The 19694-nt window shown below is 56.4% G+C and carries 19 protein-coding genes and 1 pseudogene; 10 read left to right on the forward strand and 10 right to left on the reverse strand.

Annotated elements, in window-relative coordinates; all coding sequences use genetic code 11:
* Positions 1 to 2 precede the first annotated feature (2 nt).
* From pyrF to CUU80_RS01930, 7 genes are all read left to right on the forward strand, one after another.
* The gene (gene pyrF, locus CUU80_RS01900) at positions 3 to 977 is read left to right on the forward strand and encodes an orotidine-5'-phosphate decarboxylase (RefSeq protein ID WP_100495685.1); all 975 of its coding nucleotides are present in this window, start codon (positions 3 to 5) and stop codon (positions 975 to 977) included.
* 75 nt (positions 978 to 1052) lie between these two features.
* Complete coding sequence (locus tag CUU80_RS01905; protein ID WP_100495686.1) at positions 1053 to 1877, forward strand: dihydroorotate dehydrogenase electron transfer subunit; 825 nt, start codon at positions 1053 to 1055, stop codon at positions 1875 to 1877.
* Complete coding sequence (locus tag CUU80_RS01910) at positions 1865 to 2857, forward strand: dihydroorotate dehydrogenase (protein WP_207760064.1); 993 nt, start codon at positions 1865 to 1867, stop codon at positions 2855 to 2857. The genes CUU80_RS01905 and CUU80_RS01910 overlap by 13 nt, the downstream gene beginning before the upstream one ends.
* 5 nt (positions 2858 to 2862) lie before the next feature.
* Positions 2863 to 3558, forward strand: a complete 696-nt coding sequence (gene pyrE / locus CUU80_RS01915) for an orotate phosphoribosyltransferase (protein WP_100495688.1) — start codon at positions 2863 to 2865, stop codon at positions 3556 to 3558.
* 102 nt (positions 3559 to 3660) lie between these two features.
* Positions 3661 to 4806 carry a DUF2974 domain-containing protein gene (locus CUU80_RS01920; protein WP_100495689.1) on the forward strand — a complete coding sequence of 382 codons (1146 nt, stop codon included), beginning with the start codon at positions 3661 to 3663 and terminating at the stop codon, positions 4804 to 4806.
* Between the two features lie 115 nt (positions 4807 to 4921).
* Positions 4922 to 5596, forward strand: a complete 675-nt coding sequence (locus CUU80_RS01925; protein WP_100495690.1) for a hypothetical protein — start codon at positions 4922 to 4924, stop codon at positions 5594 to 5596.
* On the forward strand, positions 5593 to 6345 hold the full coding sequence (locus CUU80_RS01930; RefSeq protein WP_100495691.1) for a hypothetical protein: 753 nt from the start codon (positions 5593 to 5595) through the stop codon (positions 6343 to 6345). The genes CUU80_RS01925 and CUU80_RS01930 overlap by 4 nt, the downstream gene beginning before the upstream one ends.
* 63 nt (positions 6346 to 6408) lie before the next feature.
* Here CUU80_RS01930 and CUU80_RS01935 read toward each other — a convergent pair whose 3' ends face one another.
* From CUU80_RS01935 to CUU80_RS01950, 3 genes are read right to left on the reverse strand one after another with little or no spacing between them, the layout of a single operon-like run.
* Entirely contained in the window at positions 6409 to 7332 is a 924-nt protein-coding gene (locus tag CUU80_RS01935; RefSeq protein WP_100495692.1) for a LysR family transcriptional regulator, read from the reverse strand.
* Positions 7333 to 7372: 40 nt separating this feature from the next.
* Complete coding sequence (locus tag CUU80_RS01940) at positions 7373 to 8002, reverse strand: HAD family hydrolase (protein WP_100495693.1); 630 nt, start codon at positions 8000 to 8002, stop codon at positions 7373 to 7375.
* Positions 8003 to 8059: 57 nt separating this feature from the next.
* A complete protein-coding gene (locus tag CUU80_RS01950) occupies positions 8060 to 9970 on the reverse strand; it encodes a bifunctional ADP-dependent NAD(P)H-hydrate dehydratase/NAD(P)H-hydrate epimerase (protein WP_243388616.1) in 1911 nt (636 codons plus the stop codon).
* Between the two features lie 202 nt (positions 9971 to 10172).
* Between CUU80_RS01950 and CUU80_RS01955 the strand changes: the two genes are divergently transcribed.
* Together CUU80_RS01955 and CUU80_RS01960 are read left to right on the forward strand one after the other, a co-directional pair.
* Positions 10173 to 11774 carry an ABC-F family ATP-binding cassette domain-containing protein gene (locus CUU80_RS01955; RefSeq protein ID WP_100495694.1) on the forward strand — a complete coding sequence of 534 codons (1602 nt, stop codon included), beginning with the start codon at positions 10173 to 10175 and terminating at the stop codon, positions 11772 to 11774.
* An 11-nt stretch (positions 11775 to 11785) separates the two neighbouring features.
* Positions 11786 to 12493, forward strand: coding sequence for an SDR family NAD(P)-dependent oxidoreductase (locus tag CUU80_RS01960; RefSeq protein WP_100495695.1), 708 nt, complete (start codon positions 11786 to 11788; stop codon positions 12491 to 12493).
* Between the two features lie 74 nt (positions 12494 to 12567).
* Here CUU80_RS01960 and CUU80_RS01965 read toward each other — a convergent pair whose 3' ends face one another.
* The 7 genes and pseudogenes from CUU80_RS01965 to CUU80_RS01990 all read right to left on the reverse strand — a co-directional run bounded on the left by CUU80_RS01965 (position 12568) and on the right by CUU80_RS01990 (position 18417).
* Complete coding sequence (locus tag CUU80_RS01965) at positions 12568 to 13212, reverse strand: hypothetical protein (protein ID WP_100495696.1); 645 nt, start codon at positions 13210 to 13212, stop codon at positions 12568 to 12570.
* A gap of 16 nt (positions 13213 to 13228) precedes the next feature.
* Positions 13229 to 14161 carry an ATP-binding cassette domain-containing protein gene (locus CUU80_RS01970; protein WP_341476112.1) on the reverse strand — a complete coding sequence of 311 codons (933 nt, stop codon included), beginning with the start codon at positions 14159 to 14161 and terminating at the stop codon, positions 13229 to 13231.
* 39 nt (positions 14162 to 14200) lie between these two features.
* Positions 14201 to 14707: pseudogene (locus CUU80_RS10935) on the reverse strand (ABC transporter ATP-binding protein); the annotation flags it as partial.
* Complete coding sequence (locus CUU80_RS01975; RefSeq protein WP_100495697.1) at positions 14707 to 15426, reverse strand: energy-coupling factor transporter transmembrane component T; 720 nt, start codon at positions 15424 to 15426, stop codon at positions 14707 to 14709. The gene CUU80_RS01975 and the pseudogene CUU80_RS10935, both read right to left, overlap by 1 nt.
* 74 nt (positions 15427 to 15500) lie before the next feature.
* A complete protein-coding gene (locus CUU80_RS01980) occupies positions 15501 to 16163 on the reverse strand; it encodes an MptD family putative ECF transporter S component (protein WP_100495698.1) in 663 nt (220 codons plus the stop codon).
* A gap of 73 nt (positions 16164 to 16236) precedes the next feature.
* Positions 16237 to 17670, reverse strand: a complete 1434-nt coding sequence (locus tag CUU80_RS01985) for a sensor histidine kinase (protein WP_100495699.1) — start codon at positions 17668 to 17670, stop codon at positions 16237 to 16239.
* Positions 17671 to 17745: 75 nt separating this feature from the next.
* On the reverse strand, positions 17746 to 18417 hold the full coding sequence (locus CUU80_RS01990) for a response regulator transcription factor (RefSeq protein ID WP_100495700.1): 672 nt from the start codon (positions 18415 to 18417) through the stop codon (positions 17746 to 17748).
* 241 nt (positions 18418 to 18658) lie between these two features.
* On the opposite strand from CUU80_RS01990, the gene CUU80_RS01995 reads away from it, so the two are divergent.
* Complete coding sequence (locus CUU80_RS01995; protein ID WP_100495701.1) at positions 18659 to 19489, forward strand: hypothetical protein; 831 nt, start codon at positions 18659 to 18661, stop codon at positions 19487 to 19489.
* The last annotated feature ends 205 nt before the right edge of the window (positions 19490 to 19694 follow it).

Below are 19694 nucleotides of genomic sequence, written 5' to 3' on the forward strand. Positions count from 1 at the left end.
CGATGGATCGTCTGATCGAAGCAATCAATAACGTGCAGAACCCATCCGTCGTGGGTCTGGATCCTACTGAAGCACTGGTGCCGCCGCAGGTTGTGGCAAGCTTCGCCGACGAGGTGCGCGACTCGGTGGATTCTCTGGATGAGCTGCCTGCTGCGCAGCTGGCGGTCGCCTACTTCGAATTCAACCGCACCATCATCGATGCGGTGGCCGATATCGTACCTGCCGTCAAGCCGCAAATCGCCATGTATGAAGCACTCGGCCCGGCCGGCGTGGATGTCTACACGATGACCTGCGAATACGCCGCCCAGCAGGGCCTGTACGTGCTTGGTGATGTGAAGCGTGGCGACATCGGTTCCACGGCTGCCGCCTATGCGCATCATCTCAACGGTGTGGCCGCCGCTTCGGAAGATGACAATGCTTTCGACCCGTGGCACGAGGATGCCGTGACCGTGAACCCGTATCTTGGCACGGACGGCATCACTCCGTTTGTCGAAGCCGCCACTGAAGCCGACAAGGACATCTTCGTGTTGGTTCGCACCTCCAACCCGTCCTCCAGCGAACTGCAGATGCTCGATCTGGCTGACGGCAAGAAGGTCTACGAGCATGTGGCTGACCTTGTGGAAGGCTGGGGTGCCGAAACCATCGGCGAACACGGCTACTCCCGCGTAGGTGCCGTGGTCGGTGCCACGCATCCGGAAGAAGGTCGCGCATTGCGTGCCCGCATGCCGCATACGTTCTTCCTGGTGCCGGGCTACGGCGCTCAGGGCGGCACCGCACAGGATGTTGCCGGCATGTTCGACGCCGATGGCAGCGGTGCGCTCGTCAACTCTTCCCGTGGCATCATCGGCGCATGGAAGAAGAGCGGCAAGTATTCCGAATCTTTGAGCGCCGACGAAGCGCTGGACTTGGTTGCCGAAAGCGCCCGCCAAGCTGCTCTTGATATGCGCGACGCTCTGCGCATCGCCGTATACCGTTAATGAAAGATCCCCTCATTCAGCTCCGCTGACAGTTCCCCCCCCTCAATGAGGGAAAACAATAATACAAGGAATCTCATGACTACCTTCACCCCAACGCATGATGTGGTGGCTGAAGCCACTGCAGCGGGATTCTTCCCACCGCGTCACACTGTGGAAGTCACGGCTGTGCGTGAACTGACTGACCATGTGGTGCGTTTGACTTTCCATGACGCGTTCATTGCCTCCCATGCCAAGCCCGCTCAGTTCGTGAACCTGTTCACGCACGACGATTTCATGCTGATGCCGCGTCCGTTTGGCGTCAGCGAAGTCGAAGGCGATGCAGTCAGCGTGATCTTCGCGGTCATCGGCCACGGCACCGAGCAACTGGCTCAATTGCATGCCGGCAACACAGTGGACGTCCTCGGTCCGCTCGGACGCGGCTTCAATCTGAAGCAGGACGCCAACTACATCCTCGTCGGTGGCGGCCTTGGCGTACCTCCGCTGGTGTATGCGGCACAGAAAATCGCTGACATGGCTGATTCCGTGGCAACCTCCGTGATCGGTTACCGTGACGCCCACTTCGGTGAGGAATTCGTGTCCCGCTACACCGACCGTTCCTTCAGTATCGACAACGCGCAGGGCAATGTCGTCGATTTGCTGAACCGACTGGAGCAGTCCGGTGACCTCTACGTCACCGATCATGCGCCAATCATCCTCTCTTGCGGCCCGCTACCAATGATGAAGGCAGTCGCCGCATGGGCTGCCGAACGTGATATGCCGGCACAACTCAGCATGGAACAGCGCATGGGTTGTGGCTACGGCACGTGTGTGCTCTGCACGGTGGACACTGTGGATGGTCGCCTCAAAGTCTGCTCCGACGGTCCGGTATTCACCCGCGAACAACTCGGATGGGGGGAGTGACGATGAGCCTTACCACAGCAACGACTGCCGCACGTCAGACCGACAAGCACATCAACATCTACGAGCCGTATGAGTGGAAGCACTCGACTCAAGTGGCTGGCGTCACGTGGAAGAACCCGGTCGGCACCGCTTCCGGAACCTTCCAATACGCTGCCGTCCGCTGGTTCTACGATGTCAGCCAACTCGGTGCCGTCTCCACCAAAGGCTGCTCGCCGATTCCATGGGAGGGTAATCCGTCCCCACGTACCGCGGAAGGCCCTGCATCTAACCTCAACGCCGTTGGCTTGCAGAATCCCGGCGTAGATCATTATCTCGAAGACGATCTGCCCAAGCTGAAGAAGGCTGGCGCATTGGTGGTGGCCAACGTGGCCGGTCATTGCGACGACGATTACATGCAGGTGGTCGCCAAACTCGCCGATTCCGATGCGGACATGCTCGAAATCAACGTCAGCTGCCCGAACGTAACCCACGGTGGCATGAGCGTCGGTACCGATCCTGTGGCCTTGGCCGCCCTGATGGATAAGCTGCGTCCGATGACCGACAAGCCAATGATAGTTAAGCTCACGCCCAACGTCACCGACATCACCGTGCCGGCTCGCGCAGCCGTGGAGCATGGTGCCGATGCGCTAAGCATGATCAACACTGTGCTTGGCATGAGACTCAACATCCGCACTGGTGAGCCGATCATCGCCAACAAAACCGGCGGCGTATCCGGTCCGGCCGTACTGCCCATCGGCATTGCCGCCGTCTACCGCGTACGTACCGCGTTGCCTGAGATTCCGATCATCGGCATCGGCGGCATCGACTCCGGCGAAAAGGCATTGGAGTATCTGTACGCTGGCGCGAACGCCGTGGAAGTGGGGGCGGCAGCACTCTTCGACCCGGTGGCACCGCTGCGTATCGCTCGCGAATTGGATGACCTGCTCGACGAGCGTCCCGAGCTCGCTGCTAAACTGGCCGCAGGCAAAACTTGGAGGTAAATGCTATGGCAGAAACGCTTGCACATCGTTTTACGGAATTCTTGCTGGAATCCAACGCATTGAAATTCGGCGATTTCACGCTGAAGTCCGGTCGTCAGAGCCCGTACTTCATCAACGCCGGCGCATTCGATGACGGCAAGAAGATCGCGACTTTGGGCGCTTTTTACGCTGAGAAGATTAGCCAGGCCATCGTGCACAACACGATTCCGCGAGACATCGACACCGTGTTCGGTCCGGCATACAAGGGCATTCCGCTGGCTGTCTCCACCGCGATCGCACTGACCGCAGGCCACAACATGACCGTTGGCTACACCTTTGACCGCAAGGAAAAGAAGGATCACGGCGACGGCGGCTGGATGGTCGGCACCCCGCTCACCGACGGCATGAAGGTGCTGCTTGTGGATGATGTGATGACTGCCGGCACCGCAGTACGTGAGGTCATTCCGAAGCTCAAGGCCGAAGCCAACGTGGAGGTCGTGGGGCTGGTGCTCTCCGTGGATCGTATGGAGAAGACCAAGGATTCCGACCTGTCCGCCGTCAAAGCTGTGGAACAGGAGTTCGGTTTCCCGGTGCTCGCCATTGCCAACGTGCGTGAGATCTTCGATGCCGCCGCCAAGATGAAGAAGTCCGATGGCACCCCATTGCTCGACCACGACATCAAGCAGCGTGCTGACGCCTACCTCGAACAGTACGGCGCGTGATTCGACAGCATGACGGACCAAGAAAAGCGGGCGATATGCCCGCTTTTTTCGTAAGTTCCCGCTACTACAATCATGGAATGAACAGACCGTAGAGGAGCTGGCATGGGCAATATCACAGATGATATCCGGGAGCATTTTGACATCTTTGCCGAGCTGCCGTTCAACGAACCGGACAGCTTGGCGTTGTCACAGCTGGCATATGCGCGTATGCCGAATAACGTGCCGAGATATCAAGCGGGTTCACCGATATCAATCGAATCAACTGAGCAATCATCTATGCCGATGGTTTCCATCCGTGATTTGCTGCGCGCCGAATGCTATGACGCCATGTTTGGCAAAGTATGGTCACCGCAGATGAACGTGGATTTGCTGCGTGCGATGTGCGAAAACCCGCGCTGGCGGACCCTCCGTGTTGGCGAATACGTGGATGAATTCGATCCAGAAACCACCAAGCAATTCTCGGCATGCGCGTTCGCGCTCGGTGATGAAACCAATACCCTGTATGTGGCGTTCCGTGGCACCGACAGCTCCATCATCGGCTGGAAAGAGGATTTCACAATGGCCTTCCGCAGGCCGGTCGCCTCACAGGAATCCGCAACGGAATACCTCACCAATGTGGCACGGCGTTGGAATGGCCCGATAATGGTTGGAGGCCATTCCAAAGGCGGTAATCTCGCGGTATACGCTGCCGCCTGTGTGCCAGTCGAAATCCAGGACCGTATTACCGCAGTCTTCTCCCACGATGGTCCTGGTTTCGATGATGATTTCTTTGCACTGCCTGGCTTCAAGCGCATCGATAACAAAGTGCATAAATCCGTACCGGGCTCCTCGATCATCGGCATGCTGTTCGAAACCCGCGAACAGTTGAGCGATGGCTATACCGTGGTCAGCAGCGATGGTATCGGCATCATGCAGCATTTCGCATTGCACTGGCAGGTCGATCACGGACGGTTCGTCCAAGCGGAAGGGCTCACATCCAGCGCGCAGTACTTGGCGCGTACGGTCAACGGCTGGATGGCAAAATACGATGACGATCATCGCCGTAAGTTTATCGAAAACCTGTTTGCCATATTTGAAGCCGGTGGATACCGGACCTTCGGTGAATTGACCTCGCACTTGACGCAGGCATTGCCTTTTATGCTGGCTGCTGCCCGTAACATTGATGCGCAAGATCGTGATGTGATGATTGAGGTGGTCAAGGGGTTCGCGGCGACTGCTGCCAGCGCGGTTCTGCCCGTGCAGCAGTGATTCGTCGCCGGTGCAAATTATGAGTACCGAAAATGAATTTTCGTTGACTTTCCCTCAGTGAAAACCAAGATCTCAGTACAGTGGAAGCATGAAGGAAGGTTCACGATCTCGACGTATGGTTGGGCTGGTTATCACAGCTCTGGTGGTTGCGGCAGCGACGTTTGCCGTGACATTCGCAGTTGGACGCATCACCAAAGATCCCACTACCGATCAGACCTATCTGGCGCTGGCGGCGAAAACCAAGGAAGTCGAAGCAAATACTGCCGAGAACCGCAAAGAGGCCAAGCATCTGACCGAGCAACGCGATGATTTGCGTGAGCAGGTTGTTGAGCAGCGAAAGCAAGCCGCTGAAGACAAGAAGCTATACCGACAGTATGTCGGCGATGCCGTTGCCGGCAAAACCGCGCTTACAGTGAACTCCATCAGCCCTGACGTCGATCCGTTTTACACGTTTATCGGGGGAGAAGGACTTGATAAGTACTACTATCCCAAAATAACTGTAAAGAACACCTCCGGCCATGTGATTTTCAATGCCAGCGTGGATTACAACGTGGTCGGTACAGATGGCAAGGTACTGGTCTCCGATGAAAACGCATATGTTTCCAATGTGGTTGTATATCCAGGCAAAACCGTGGTGCTTGAAGGCATGCTGAAGGATGCGGGTTTTTCCGGGGCGACCATACGACCGACATCTTTTTCGGTGACAATTCCCAATCCGAAATATGATAACTCCACTACCACCGAAAAAGGACAGTTCGGGAACGATGTGAGAACGGTGGTGATTCCATGAGCCGCGGTTCGGATGAAAAGAAGCCGTTTGTCGATACCTTGTTCGATTGTCTCGATGAATCGTTGACTGCGTTGAAACAAATGTCTCATAACAGAACGATTGCGTCATTATGGGAAGCATGGCAAAGGCCTGTGACCGTTGTACTGTGTCTTGTGTTTTTAGCCGTTATAGGGGATGCTGGCTGGCATGCAGGCGGTCATTCGGTGGTGGTGCAGGAGAGCCCGCGATATCTCGCTGAAGCCGAAAACCTGAAATGGGCGAATAGTGATTTTGAAGAGTCAAAGCAAGACATTGCCAATAGACAGTCGCAAATGAAGCAGGCTTCAGCGCAACTTGACCAAATCAAGACGGAGCGTGCGCAAATGGGTCAACTGCTCAAGGAGATACGGCAGGTTGCACAGCCTCAAGATAGCCCATCCATAACCGTCAATGCCATTGGCGATGTATCTTCGTCCATCACGTATTTCACGATTCCGTTTACCGTGCACAACAATACGCAAAATGTACTGACGAATTATCAGGTGTACTACGAAGCGTTGGATTCCAACGGAAATATATTGAACGCAGGATATGCATTGCCGGAGAGCGGGGCCACATGCGAACCGAACTCGGACTGTGCCATCAGCTCTTTGAACATGTTTAATCCCGCTGGCTCAACAATCGTGCCAATATATTGGACTGCGAATACCGCCAATAACGATTGGCATGACGGCTACTACGGTACCGATGTAATACGTAAACAGTTCTAAAACAATTGTGGCTCCCGGCGAAGGGGAGCCACAAACAGTTACCAGTTATACGGAATGTGATGATTAATCAATGAGCTTGTAGCCGTGATCGGCCACTACGGACTTGAGCTTGGTCAAGTAAGTTTCGGCGGCCTTGGAAAGCTTCGCGCGCTCGTTGGTGATCCAGCCGACCAACATCGTCTCATCGGAATCCAACGGGACCGTGACGATCTTCTCATTGTTGAGGTCGCCGTTGTCGATGCCGGTGCACACCGTGTAGCCGTTGAGACCGATGATGAAGTTCAGGATCGTGGCGCGGTCGGTCACATTGATTTGCTTGGGGGAGTATTCCGGCCAGACCGCCTCCTCGTAGAAGTAGAACGAGCCTTCCTCGCCCTGCTCGTACTGGATGAACGGGTAAGGTTTCAGATCCTCCATGGTGATGAGTTTCTTGGCGGCCAGCGGGTTGTTGCGGGAGATGAACACATGCAACGGAGCGCGGAACAACGGGTGGAATTCCAAGTGCTTTTCGCGCAAGAGCTTGCCTATAACGTCCTTGTTGAAATCGGACAGGTAGAGGATGCCGATTTCGGACTGCATGTTGGCGACCTGGTTGATGATGTCGCGCGTACGGGTCTCACGGATGGTGAACTCGTATTCGTCGGACTTGATTGAATTGATCATCTCCACGAATGCCTCGACCGCGAACATATAGTGCTGGGTGGAAACCTGGCACAGCTGCTTGCGCGGCTTGGCATGCTTGTAACGCTCTTCCAGAAGGTCCGCCTGATCGAGCACCTGACGGGCGTAGGTGAGGAATTCTGCGCCGTCCACGGTCAAGGCGATGCCCTGGGAAGAGCGGGTGAAGATTTCGATGCCGAGCTCGTTCTCCAGTTCCTTCACAGAGGAGCTCAAGGCTGGCTGAGAGACATAGAGGGCGTGGGACGCCTCGTTCATCGAACCGCATTCGACGATTTTGACAATATATTTGAGCTGCAGCAGAGTCATAAGCGGTATTTATATCACTAGGGATGGTCGGGAATCGAGGTTATAGCCGCACGCCAAGTTGGGCGAGTGAATCTCGGGCAGCGAGAGCACCTTCGAACAGTATGCCGTGGATGCCGACCTCATTAGCTCCGACCACATTCTTCGCGGTATCGTCAAAGAAAACGCATTGTTCGGCTTTCAGTCCGAAACGCTTCAGTGCAAGCTCATAGATATCCGCGTTCGGCTTGTGCATCTTCTCTACGCCGGATACCACGGTGTCTTCCAGTAATTGTTCCAGACGAGGGAACTTCGCGAACGCCAAGTGGAAGGTCTCATGGGACCAGTTGGTCAGTCCCCATACGCCGTATCCATGCGCCTTCAGATCGGCGAGCAGCTCTACCATGCCCGGCAGAGTGCGAGGCAAAGCATCCTCATAGTGGTCGATGTAGTACTTGAATATCTGTGCGATGTCCTCGCCTTGCTCGCGTACCACGTCCGGGTAGATGTCGGCGAAATCCTCGCCCGCATCCATACGGTCCTCATAGTGGAAGAAGCCACATGGGTCGTCATCTGCACAGATACGGTCGACCACGTCGTCTGGGAATTTGCCTTCCAGGCAGGCGCGAGTGTTCCAATCCAGCAATACGCCACAGAAGTCGAAAATCACATCGGTGATGGGGGAGTTGGCCATGGTGCTCCTCAAAACAAGCAGAAACGGTATTCGGTTTCAGTGTACTTCGTGAATGGGCTAGGCGATTACATCCGCGATGGCATCCGGGATCGCGCGAATCACGTCACTGGCTACGATGGGATGCCCCAGCGTCATGAACCGCTGACGATGGCTATGTCCAACCAGCTCCGGCGTCTGCCAACCTTGTTGTTCGGATTCCGATGCGATCGCCGCCGCCGCGCCATGCAAGTATGCGGCCGAAGCCACGGTTTCCGCTGTGGTGATCTCGTCATTCTGCTGGGCAAGCAACGCGCCGATGATGCCGGCCAACACATCTCCCGCCCCTGCTGTGGCGAGCCATGCGGGAGCACTGCCGGAAACGTAAATATGGTCCTCATCCACCACGATGGTTACCGCGCCTTTGAGCAGTATGGTTGCGCCGGTTAACTCATGTGCACGTTGAGCACATGCCAATGGGTTCGACTGCACGTCCTGCGCGGTCAGCAGTAGAGGCTCGTTGCCTGACGCATGTTGCGGATGCCGTTCATGATCGGAGACAAGATCGTCTGCTTTTTTTGTCACGGCACTGTTGGCGGCAGACGAGGGGTTGTCGAATGACGAAACGACATCGTCAGATGAAATACTTACGGTCTGCGCAATTGCGTCACCGGCATTGTCCAATCGTCCATCGCTCTCGCAGCGGTTCAGCAATGCAGCCATCTCTCCGGCATGCGGCGTGATTACCACCTGACCCGGGACATGGGGTGGTAACAGATCCAATGCACCCGCATCCACCACAATCGGAGGCATGTCATAGACGGCGGAATCTGTCTCGTCGCCGTGCAACGCATAATGCTTCAGCAACGCAGCAATCGTTTCGCGTTGTGTATCGGCGTCGGAGCCGGCTGCGCCAGCAGAAGGCACGCCAGAGCCTACTACCCAGGACTGCACGCGTCCTTTGCCGATCACCGCTTCAGGCAATGCAGTCAGTACCATGTTCTGCGCGCGCTCAGGACCGAGATACCGGACCATACCGGTGTTCGTGCGGGCGGCAGAGCGTGTGGTAAGCACAGCCGCGCCAGGATAACGCTGAGATCCGGTTATAAGTCCTACAACGCCTCGTGAATATTTGCCGTCCTCGATATGTGGCAGACGCACCGCATCCGATGCGAAGGCGTTGTCCACTACCTCTATAGCTGGCTCCACATCATCGATGCTGAAACCAAAATCGACCAGTTCAATGCGGCCACATACGAATGTTGCCGGTGGCAATACAGCACATGGCTTCATCGCGCCAAAAGTCACTGTCAGCGTAGCCGGCAGATATGGTCCGGGCAGCGAACCATCGTTCACTCCTACGCCGGAAGGTGTGTCTACCGCTACCACCAATGGGAAGTCTCTGGGCGACTCACGTCCTGGAAGCACCGGCTCATCCGGCACCTCGCTATCAAGTCCTAATGCCGCCGCCAAAGCGGCCGGAATACCGCGCAATGCCCCCTGAATGCCGATACCGGTCATCGCATCAATGATGAGGTGCGACTTAGAAGCCAACGCGACGGCAGCCTGCAATCGCTCGCCGGCTTCACCAGCAGAGAAACCAGTCGCGCAGCCAGGGATTTCGGCGGCCGGATCGAGCACCAGCACCTTACCTCCGGCTCGGACGAATTCGGCAAACCCCGCCTCATGCAATGACTTACCCACTGCCACGGCTGTGACAGCGGCACCTTCCTGAGCCAGCGCAGCCGCGGCGAACAGTCCGTCGCCGCCGTTGTCTCCGGCGCCAGCAAGCAGTACGATCGATGAATCTTCCAACGCCAAATCTTCATCATCGAGAAGGCCGGCGGCGCTATGGGCCACGGCTTGGGCGGCCATACGCATTAGTGGCACGCCTTTGTCCAACAATGGACGTTCCATGGCTCTCACAGCTTCAGCATCATAGGCGCTGTGCAACAGTAGCTCGCGACGATCGGCGTCATCGGCGTATTCCATAGCAGTCCCCCTCATGTAGCAGCATTTTCCATCACTGATTTTAGTGGGTTGCCAGCCGTGAACCGCCAATGTCGTACGCGGTGGGCATGAGACCTACCTCATATGCTTAGGGAATATCCTTAAGTTCTTCACGCCTTCCGCTACCATGGGCTGTTGGTTTATCGCAAGTTCAACGGATCACAAGGAAAGCGACGGGTGAGGTATGGCGATTGATGCACAGGGTCTGGAGATTCAGATCGGCGCGCGGACGTTGCTGCATCCCACCGACTTTCATGTTGCCAAAGGCGACAAGATTGGTCTGGTGGGCCGCAACGGTGCCGGCAAGACCACGCTCACACGCGTGATCACCGGTGACATGTTACCCACGGCCGGCAAGGTTCGCGTCTCCGGCAAACTCGGCTACCTGCCGCAGGACACACATGCCTCCGACCCGACACAGACTGCGCTCGACCGCATGATGAGCGCGCGTGACATCGCCACCATCATCAACCGCATCCGCAAGGCCGAGAAGGAGATGACCGACCCGGATCCGGACGTGATGAGCAAAGCCATGACCCGCTACGACAAGGCCATGCAGGACTTTGACAAGGCCGGAGGCTACGCGGCCCAGTCCGAGGCGACCGCGATGGCGGCCTCGTTGGGTCTTCCTCAGGAGGTCATGGAACAGCAGCTTGGCACGCTGTCCGGTGGCCAGCGCCGACGCATCGAATTGGCGCGTATCCTCTTCTCTGACGCCGACACGCTCATCCTCGACGAGCCTACCAACCACTTGGATGCCGACTCCATCGAATGGCTACGTGGCTACCTGAAGAAGTATGAGGGTGGTTTCCTGGTAATCTCCCACTCCACCGAACTGCTTGACGAAACCGTGAACAAGGTCTGGCATCTGGATGCGCAGCTTGGCCAGATCGATATGTACTCGCTGAGCTGGAAAGGCTACCTGCATCAGCGCGTGGTAGACGAGGAGCGCCGTCGCCGCGAGCGCGAGGTGGCTGAAAAGAAGGCCGAACGCCTTATGAAGCAAGGCATTCGTCTGCATGCGAAAGCCACCAAGGCCGTGGCTGCGCAGAACATGATGCGTCGCGCCGAAAAGCTGCTGTCCGAAACTTCGGAGGCACAGAAGAAGGAAAAGGTGGCGGACATCCGCTTCCCGGAGCCCGCGCCCTGCGGCAGGACGCCGATCATGGCCAAGGACATTTCCAAGGCATACGGCTCCAACATCGTGTTCGCCGGAGTGAACCTGGCCATCGACAAGGGCTCTCGTGTGGTGATTCTGGGATACAACGGTGCCGGTAAGACCACGACGCTGCGTCTGCTGGCACATATCGAGGAACCGGACACCGGTTCCGTGGACTACGGCCACGGCTGCAAGATCGGCTACTTTGCGCAGGAGCACGATACGTTGGATTTGGATGCCACAGTGCTGGAGAACCTGCAGCATGTGGCTCCCGAATTGGATGACACTCATGCGCGTTCGATTCTCGGCTCGTTCCTGTTCTCCGGCGATGACGCAATGAAGCCGGCACGTGTGCTCTCCGGCGGTGAGAAGACCCGTCTGGCATTGGCGACTCTGGTGACTTCCCGCGCCAATGTGCTGTTGCTCGATGAGCCCACGAACAACCTTGACCCAGCCTCCCGTGAGGAGATTTTGAAGGCCATCGCCAAGTATGAGGGTGCCATCGTGCTCGTCACCCACGATGAGGGTGCCGTCGAGGCACTGAACCCGGAGCGCGTGCTGCTTATGCCGGACGGTGACGAGGATCTGTGGAACGACTCCTACCTAGAATTGGTTGCTGAGGAATAAAGGAGATAGTTATGACCACTGCAAGCGGACAGAAAATCGCCATCGTTACCGGTAGCGCACTGGGACTCGGCTACGAGTTCGCCAGCCAGTTGATCGAAGCCGGTTGGCTGGTGGCCGGCGTCGATTTCAACGCTGAGCGTCAGGCCGAATTGACCGCGCAATGGCCGGCCGAATCCTACCGTGCCTATGTAGGCGATATTACCGATGAGGACTTCGTGCGCAAGTCCGTGGCGGAGATCGCATCTTTCGGCCATATCGATCTGCTCATCAACAACGCCGGTCAGCCATCCTTCAAGGTACCGACCGCCTATGAGGCTGCGGACGTGGATAAGTGCTTGAAGGGTTTGAAGGGCATGATCCTGTGGACCGTGGAAACCTTGAAGGCCTGTGGCGAGCAGGATGTCAAGATCGCGCAGATCATGAGCACCGCCGCCACCCGCGGCAATGCGAACGAAAGCGTGTATTGCGCCACCAAGTGGGGTGAGAAGGGGTACACCAAGAGTCTGCAGGCCGCATACAAGGGCACGAGCGTCAAGGTGGTAGCCGTCTACCCGGGTGGCATCGACACCGCGTTCTACCGTGACAGCCATGATTACGTGTCCGAAGCCAAGCAGCACACCTTCATGCAGCCCGGTCCGCTGGCCGAGGTGATCCTGTTCAACCTCATCAACGAGGCGAACCTGACTGTCACCGACATTGAGATCAATCGCAACAGCTGAGGCCGGAGTCCAACCCTCCGCGCAGTTACTGTCTGTTCCGACGTCCGGAGAGACAGTAACTGCGCGGTCGCGGCTCAGTCCAGATGATGCAACGCGCGAATAATCCGGCAACGGTCTTCAATCGTTCCCTCATCGGCACACATGGTCGCATACCAGCGCGGGTTACGCAGGGTCTCCGCACCGGAGTCGTCAGTTTCAACGAGCGTGTGCAGATCGTTAGCGTACTGGAAATGCAGATGGCTGAGCAGCCCACCCTCGCTGAACGCGGTACGCGACGGCAACGGCGCAATGGACAGCAGCCAACGGAATGGACTATCTTCCGCATGCGGATCATCGGTCACGAACACATAAGTCGGTGAGCCTTCCAAACCATGTTCGATGACATGATCGATGCGATAGTCATAGGCATCAAGGTTCGTGTTGTCTTCCGCATACCAGGTGATGCGCACATCGGCGGTTGTGCTCTCGGGCTCGCCGACGGTCCAATACCCGATATGAATAATATTCTCCGGGCTGGTGGTGGAGCAGGCCATTGCCCAGAACTTGCGGATGCCGTTCGCTGCCATCGGAGCCATCTGAGGATTGGCGAGCACGACCTGTTCCGCCTCGTCCCAAGTACTGCGAATAGTTTCATCCTCGGCATCAATGTAATGCTCGAAGCTCTCCCAATCGCCTAGCCAATCGCTAATATCGAAGTTGGCAAATCGGTCACTCATCATGTACCTCTTTCGATTGTTATTCGGTTTTTAAATAAGGGTGTTCCAGGTTGATGATGGCGGTGCACCAGCCGGCGGCGAGTTCCTCGTCGTGGGTGACTACGAGCACGGTTTTGCCTTGTGCGGCGAGCTGGCGGAGAAGATCGCCCACCTGTTCCATGTGGTATCGGTCGAGACCGCTGGTCGGCTCGTCCAGAATGATGAGATCCTTGCCGCACATCAATGCCGATCCGATAGCCACGCGCTGCTTCTGCCCGCCGGACAGACTCATCGGATGCCGGTCAGCAAACCGTATAAGGTCCAGATTCTCAAGCACTTGAACGCATCGCTTGATGACCACTGGATTGGTTTCGTTAAGTCCGAGCAGTAATTCCTCGCGTACACTGTCGGAGAACAGCTGATAGTTCACGTCCTGCATGACCAGGAATCCGGCACGCGTAAGATCGCGTGGCTTGGCTGGTTTGCCATTCAGCATCACTTTGCCGGATACCGGTTTGATCAGACCGGTGAGCGTACGGACCAGCGTGGTTTTGCCGCAACCATTATGACCCATCAAACCGATGATTTGGCCGGAATAGAAATCAAGGTCCGGGACGGTTCGTGAGAATCCGTCGCGTCCGCGGTAGCCGATATTGAGATGGCGCGTGGACAGTAGCGGTGTCGTGTTTGAGCCGTCGCCCGTATCGGAAGCCGTAAGTTCGCATTCGTTCGTTTGCGATTCCAGTAGCGCGATGCGTTTCCTATACGGTTGCAGATCAAGCGTGCGCAATCCCATTGCGGCGATGCAGCCGGGGGAGAGCGCGAGGAATTCGCTGGCTTCGTATTCGTGTGATATGCGCCCGTTGTCGAAGATGACGTATCGGTCAGCAATGCCATTTAGCCAGGCAAGGCGGTGCTCAGCTATGACGATGGTTATGCCTGTAGCCTTCAGTTGTGTGATGAGCTCGCGCATTTCCGCGATCGCCGCCGCATCCAGATCGCTGGTGGGTTCATCCAGCACGAGCAGCTTTGGATGCAGCATGGTGGCTGCAGCCAAAGCAATACGCTGTTTCTGGCCTCCTTAAAGGTGAAAGATGCTGCGATCCAGCAATGACTCGATATCGAAACGCTGCGCGGTTTCCATGATTCGATGGTTGATGTCTTCCGGTGGCAGGCCCATGTTCTCCGCGGGGAAAGCCAGTTCATCAATGACCTTGGCGTTGAAATATTGTGTTTTGGGATTCTGGAATACGCTACCAACCAGGGGAGTGAGCTTGTCGATGGGTTCGGCAGCTGTATCAATGCCGCAGGTATGCTGCTCTCCGTTGAATCCGCCGTGGAAGAACTGAGGAATCAGGCCATTGACGATACGCGAATACGTGGTTTTCCCGCATCCGCTAGCGCCACACAGTACGACACACTGTCCGTTCGGAATGCTCAACATGGTGTTGATTACGGCAGGTTCGTTGGCATGATCATAAGTAAACGACACGTTGTTGGAATAGACTTCAGCGGTCATCAACGCATCACCCCGGCAACATCAAGCATCAGCGGGACCATCACGGCAATCATCATGAGCCAATCGACGATTTGCATGCGGATTTCAGTGCGCGAGGTGTGCACGCTTTCACGGCCAAGGCCTTTGGTCAGTGCCGCCACGGACAAATCCTGAGCCACATTGGTGGCGTTCATCAACAGTGGGATGAGGATGTATTCCAATGATTGCGCGGGATGGCGAACTAATCCCCATCCACCCGCGGCGATACCGCGCAAGGCCATCGCATTGCGGATCTGCCGGTAATCCTCGGCGATGGTGGGGAAGAAGCGAATCACGACCACGCAGGGAATCACCACGGATTCAGGCGCACGCATACGGCGCATTGCACAGATAAATGCGCTGGGAGAGGTAGTGGTGAATGCATACGCGCCGGTAATGAAACAGGGCAGCATCATCGTGCAACCGACCGCCAAAGCAGAAACCACATGGAGCCACGGCAATCCTATAGCTTCAGGGTCCAGAAAACCCAATCCGGTAAGTATGGCAAAGGTGAGGCCGAAATTCGCGGTCATCTTCCAACGGCCTGCAGCCGCAAGCGGCACCAAGAACAGCAGAACCATGATGATCTGCGTAATGACGCTCACATGGAAGAACAGCATGAGATTGGCGGCCAAAAGAAGAAATAGTTTGGTTCGAGGGTCTAGCGTGCGTTGATTTGATGAGTTGTGGCTGGAGGTCATGGCAACGCCCTCGACGCGCAAAGGCGCGCCTGTACCAGACAGGTGCGCCTTTGTTGAAGTAGTGGCGGAATGCATCAGGCGATGCCGGCCTTGATGAAGTGCTTCTTCATCATCTTCTGGCCGAACCAGCCGCCGATAATTGCGCATACCAAAATCGCGGCCATCGAGATGAAGAACGTGGCGGTATTGATATTGGCGAACACTCCATCGATGTAGGCCGCATCCTTGCCGCGAGCCTGAAGGCTGGCGATATAGGCGTCCTTCATGAACCAGAGCGGCAGAATCGGTCCGGTGAGCCCATAGGAGAACATCACGTAGCTGACCAGCAGCAGCGCCTTGCTCTTGTACTTGCCAACGCGGGCAATAAGATCGGCGGCCACCGGGAATACGATACTGGCGATGAACGAGAGCACGAAATGACCGGAGATGAACAGGAACAGGCCAATGACCACGCCCATGACCGTGATGCCACCGAACTTGCCGAGACGGGCGGCCAGCAGCATGTAGACGCAGCCAGAAATCAAGGCGGCGATGGCGGGCAGGAAGATGGAGCCGAAACCGCCGGTGAACAAGGTGCTGACCAGCGTTGCCACACACACCATCACGAAATACAGTGCGGCGAAAACGCCGATGGTGATGAGGTCGGCGACTTCGAGTTTACCGGTTTTGGCAGGTTTGCCGGAGCTCTGATTAGCGGTCTGGGCGGTGTTGTCTGCGGGCGAATGCGAAGCGGTCACAATACTTTCCGTTTCATGCGAGGGAACTTATACCTCTCGCCAATGTATCGGGGATTGGAAGGAAAGGCAATACCTAATTTTGGAATCGGATGGTGGCTTGGAACTTGGTTGGTTCCGGCTGGCTGAGTTCCAGGGTAGCGTGCATGGCTTGGCAGGCGGCATCTGCGATGGAAAGGCCAAGGCCCACGCCCGGTGTGGCGCTGATGCGTGAATTCTGGCCGCGATGGAACGGCTGAATGAGCTCGGCCAAATCGTCGGGTAGCGTTTCATCGGTGGAATTGGTGACGGTCAGCATTACGCCAGTCACAGACGGGCCAGCATGTTCATCGCTGTCATTGCCGTCGTTGGCATCCTCGGCGACATCGGTATGCGCTGCAGTGCTGATTGCAATATCAATGGACCCATTCTCCATGTTATGTACTGCGGCGTTACGCAACAGATTGCTCACTGCCAATCCCAGTAATGCAGGGTTCGCGGACACTGCAGCATCACCTTCGATGTTGACGGCAATCTTGGCTTGGGTGACTGCATCATCAATATCAGCAAGTGATTGTTCGACGAATTCATGTAAGTCAACGTTGCTCGCGATCTGAGCCTTATCGCCACCAATCGTGCCGCTTTGAATACGGGACAACGTAAGCAACGCCTGCACGAGTTCAGCACCTTTCCTATTGGCTGCGAGCGCACGACGCACCGATGGCTCCACGTCGGCTGGGAAGCGGCCTTGGGAGAGCGGTGCGTCAAGATTGGTTTCCACTGCGGCGATGGGTGTGCGCAGTTCGTGCGAGGCATTGGACACGAATCGTCGTTCGGCGGTCGCGCTGGCCTCCACACGGTCGAGCATGCCATTGATGGAATCGACCAGTCGGTCGATGTCGTCATTGCCGGGTTTCACATTGATTCGGGCGCTTAAATCATTCGGCTGCAGCGAAGCAACCTGCTTATCCACTGCCGTGACTCGTCGGGATAGCATTGTGCCGATCAGCCATGCCGCAAGCACTGCTATAAGGCCAAAAACTGCCAGCGCGATGATGGAAACCGTGCGCATAGTGGTGGTCAGCGTGTTGGCGACGACGTTCGCCGTGTTGATCATCACGCCGTTGTATTCGTCGAGAATCCAAGGGCTGCCGTTTTTGGTTTGTTCCTTCGCCGTATCCCATTCCTCGGAGTTAAAGGGCACGTACAGTTTCATGCCGTCGAGATTCTGTCTCGTACCCGTATAGCAGACTAATGCGCTGACTCCGGTGTCATTGACGGCAGGCGCGGTTTCGGCGTCCATGCCTGTGGTGACGGAAACGGTACCGTCCGAGTTCGCGCACATGGTCATGGTCTGGCTCGCTTCGGCTGTGGTGCGTGCCACGATGACGTTCTGCGTAATAATCAGTGCCGTCATCATCACGATAATGATGAGCGCGATGGCCAGCGTGATTTTCGCGCGGAATGATTTCGGTGTGAGCTTGCCGGCGATGGCAGTAAAATGCGTTTGCAACGATTGGAAGACTTGCATATGGCTACCCCTCAGTCACGCTTCGCGCGCCGGCTCCCCTGACAAGGAGAGTCAGAACCAAGTTAGAAAAACGGTTCATGCGAGTCGGTATCCTTCCCCGCGCGTGGATTCGATGGTTTGGGCATCGCCGAGTTTGCGCCGCAGTGAGTAGATGGTGGTTTTGATCACGTCTGCTGGTTCGGATACGGATGAGTCATCCCAGACGGTTCCATAGAGTTCGTTCACGCTTACGTAGCCACCGTCCGCGCGCATGAGTTCGAGTAGTATCCCGTATTCCTTGGGCGTGAGTTTGATGAGCGTACGTCCGTGGTCTCGGAACACGAGACGTCTTGTGGTGTCGAGGGTCAGATCGCCGTGCGTAAGCACAGCGGCCGTAGCCTGGCCTTTGCCCGCACGGCGTTGCAGCGCTCGGATCCGGGCCAACAGTTCTGGGTAGGCGAACGGTTTGGTCAGATAATCATCAGCACCCAAATTAAGCCCGCTCACCCGATCGCTCACCTCAGCAGCGGCCGTCAGCATGATTACCGCCACGGGAATGCGGTTCGCGGCGATGGTGGCCATCACCGCATCTCCTGAGAGCACCGGCAGATCACGATCCAACAGCACGATATCTACGTTTTGTTCGGCGAGAATTTGCAACGCTTCCACGCCGGTTGTAGCCATGTTTGTGGCATAACCCTCGTAGCGCAGAGCGTCATCCAATGCGGCCGCCAGTTCGCGATCATCCTCGACAATCAAGATTCTCATGCCGTGCCCCCCACACCATCTTTGGTACATCTTCATTATCCGCCTATGCGATTGTTATTCGTTCATTTTCAAGCCTTTAAGGTAAGGCGAAGGTAATCCTTTTCCTCACCGTCAGCGCACCAGAGTGGAGATTGAATGGTATTAATCGCAGTGAAGCGGTGATGAATGCAATGGAGGTGAGAGGATCATGCTACGCGAACGGAATGGCGGCAGAATATATGTCCGAAGGATTATCCGCAACATGATGGCGAGCTTGGTGGCGCTGACATGCCTGATTGGAACAGCTTCCTGCTCATCTGAAACTACGACCGCCGACACAGGTGCCAGCAGCATACACTTCAGCAACAGGGGCACTGGCGATACGGCACAGTCAACGGATGGTGCCGACACCAATCCGTCAACCAACTTCATCACCGCCGAACTGGAGACCATCGCCAAACGATTCGCGGCCTGCTTGGTTGAGAAAGGATTCGATGCGAAAGTCACTGGAAGCTATGCGTTGCAGCCGCTCGGCTTATCGTCCGACGATGCTCCGCAGACCACCGTGGTGGTTCGCCGGCTCGGAGCAGACCGTACTCCGATCGTGCCCGGTTCCGGAGTGGTGATCAGCGCGGATGCAGACCCGCTCTACCCGGACGTGATGTATACCATCGTTTCCGCCAAGGAAGGCGCATGGGTGGGATTCAAGAATTCCAAGTCGCTCACCGGCTCCATCTATGAGGACAAGCAGGCCGATTATGCGGCATGCGAGGCCGCGAATCCTGATTTCGCGCAACCGAATTATTCGAGCTCCAGTACCTCAGCCGGTTCAACATCCACGGATACCGACCAGCAGCAGATCTTGATCGACTTCGCCCGCAAGGCTCGTGCGGACGGCTTCAATTGGATGGCCGACCCCGTACCCGGAGAAACTCAGGCTGTGGAAATACCGTCCGACGTGTCCTATGAGGAACTGCGTCGGTTCTTCGACACCTATTCCGGCGATCAGTGGCCCAGTCACGACGGCATTCCGTTCGGGACCTCCTGCTCCGGGCAATGCACCGCCTACAACCAAATCCTCAGCGAGCGGTAACCGGCAGACTTATCCTCAGCTCCCCTTGTCAGGGGAGTTGTCGGCAAACGCCGACTGAGGGGTAGTCCGCAGTAATTCACACAAATTCATCCTGAAATTTTTTCCTAAACAAGGTAAGGCGAAAGTAAAACGATTCTTCACCGACACGCCACTGCAATCGGAGTTTGATGAAGCCATCGCATACATGCGAATCGTTTGCCGAAAG

Source organism: Bifidobacterium scaligerum (assembly GCF_002802865.1).
In the GTDB taxonomy this organism is placed as follows: Bacteria; Actinomycetota; Actinomycetes; order Actinomycetales; family Bifidobacteriaceae; genus Bifidobacterium; species Bifidobacterium scaligerum.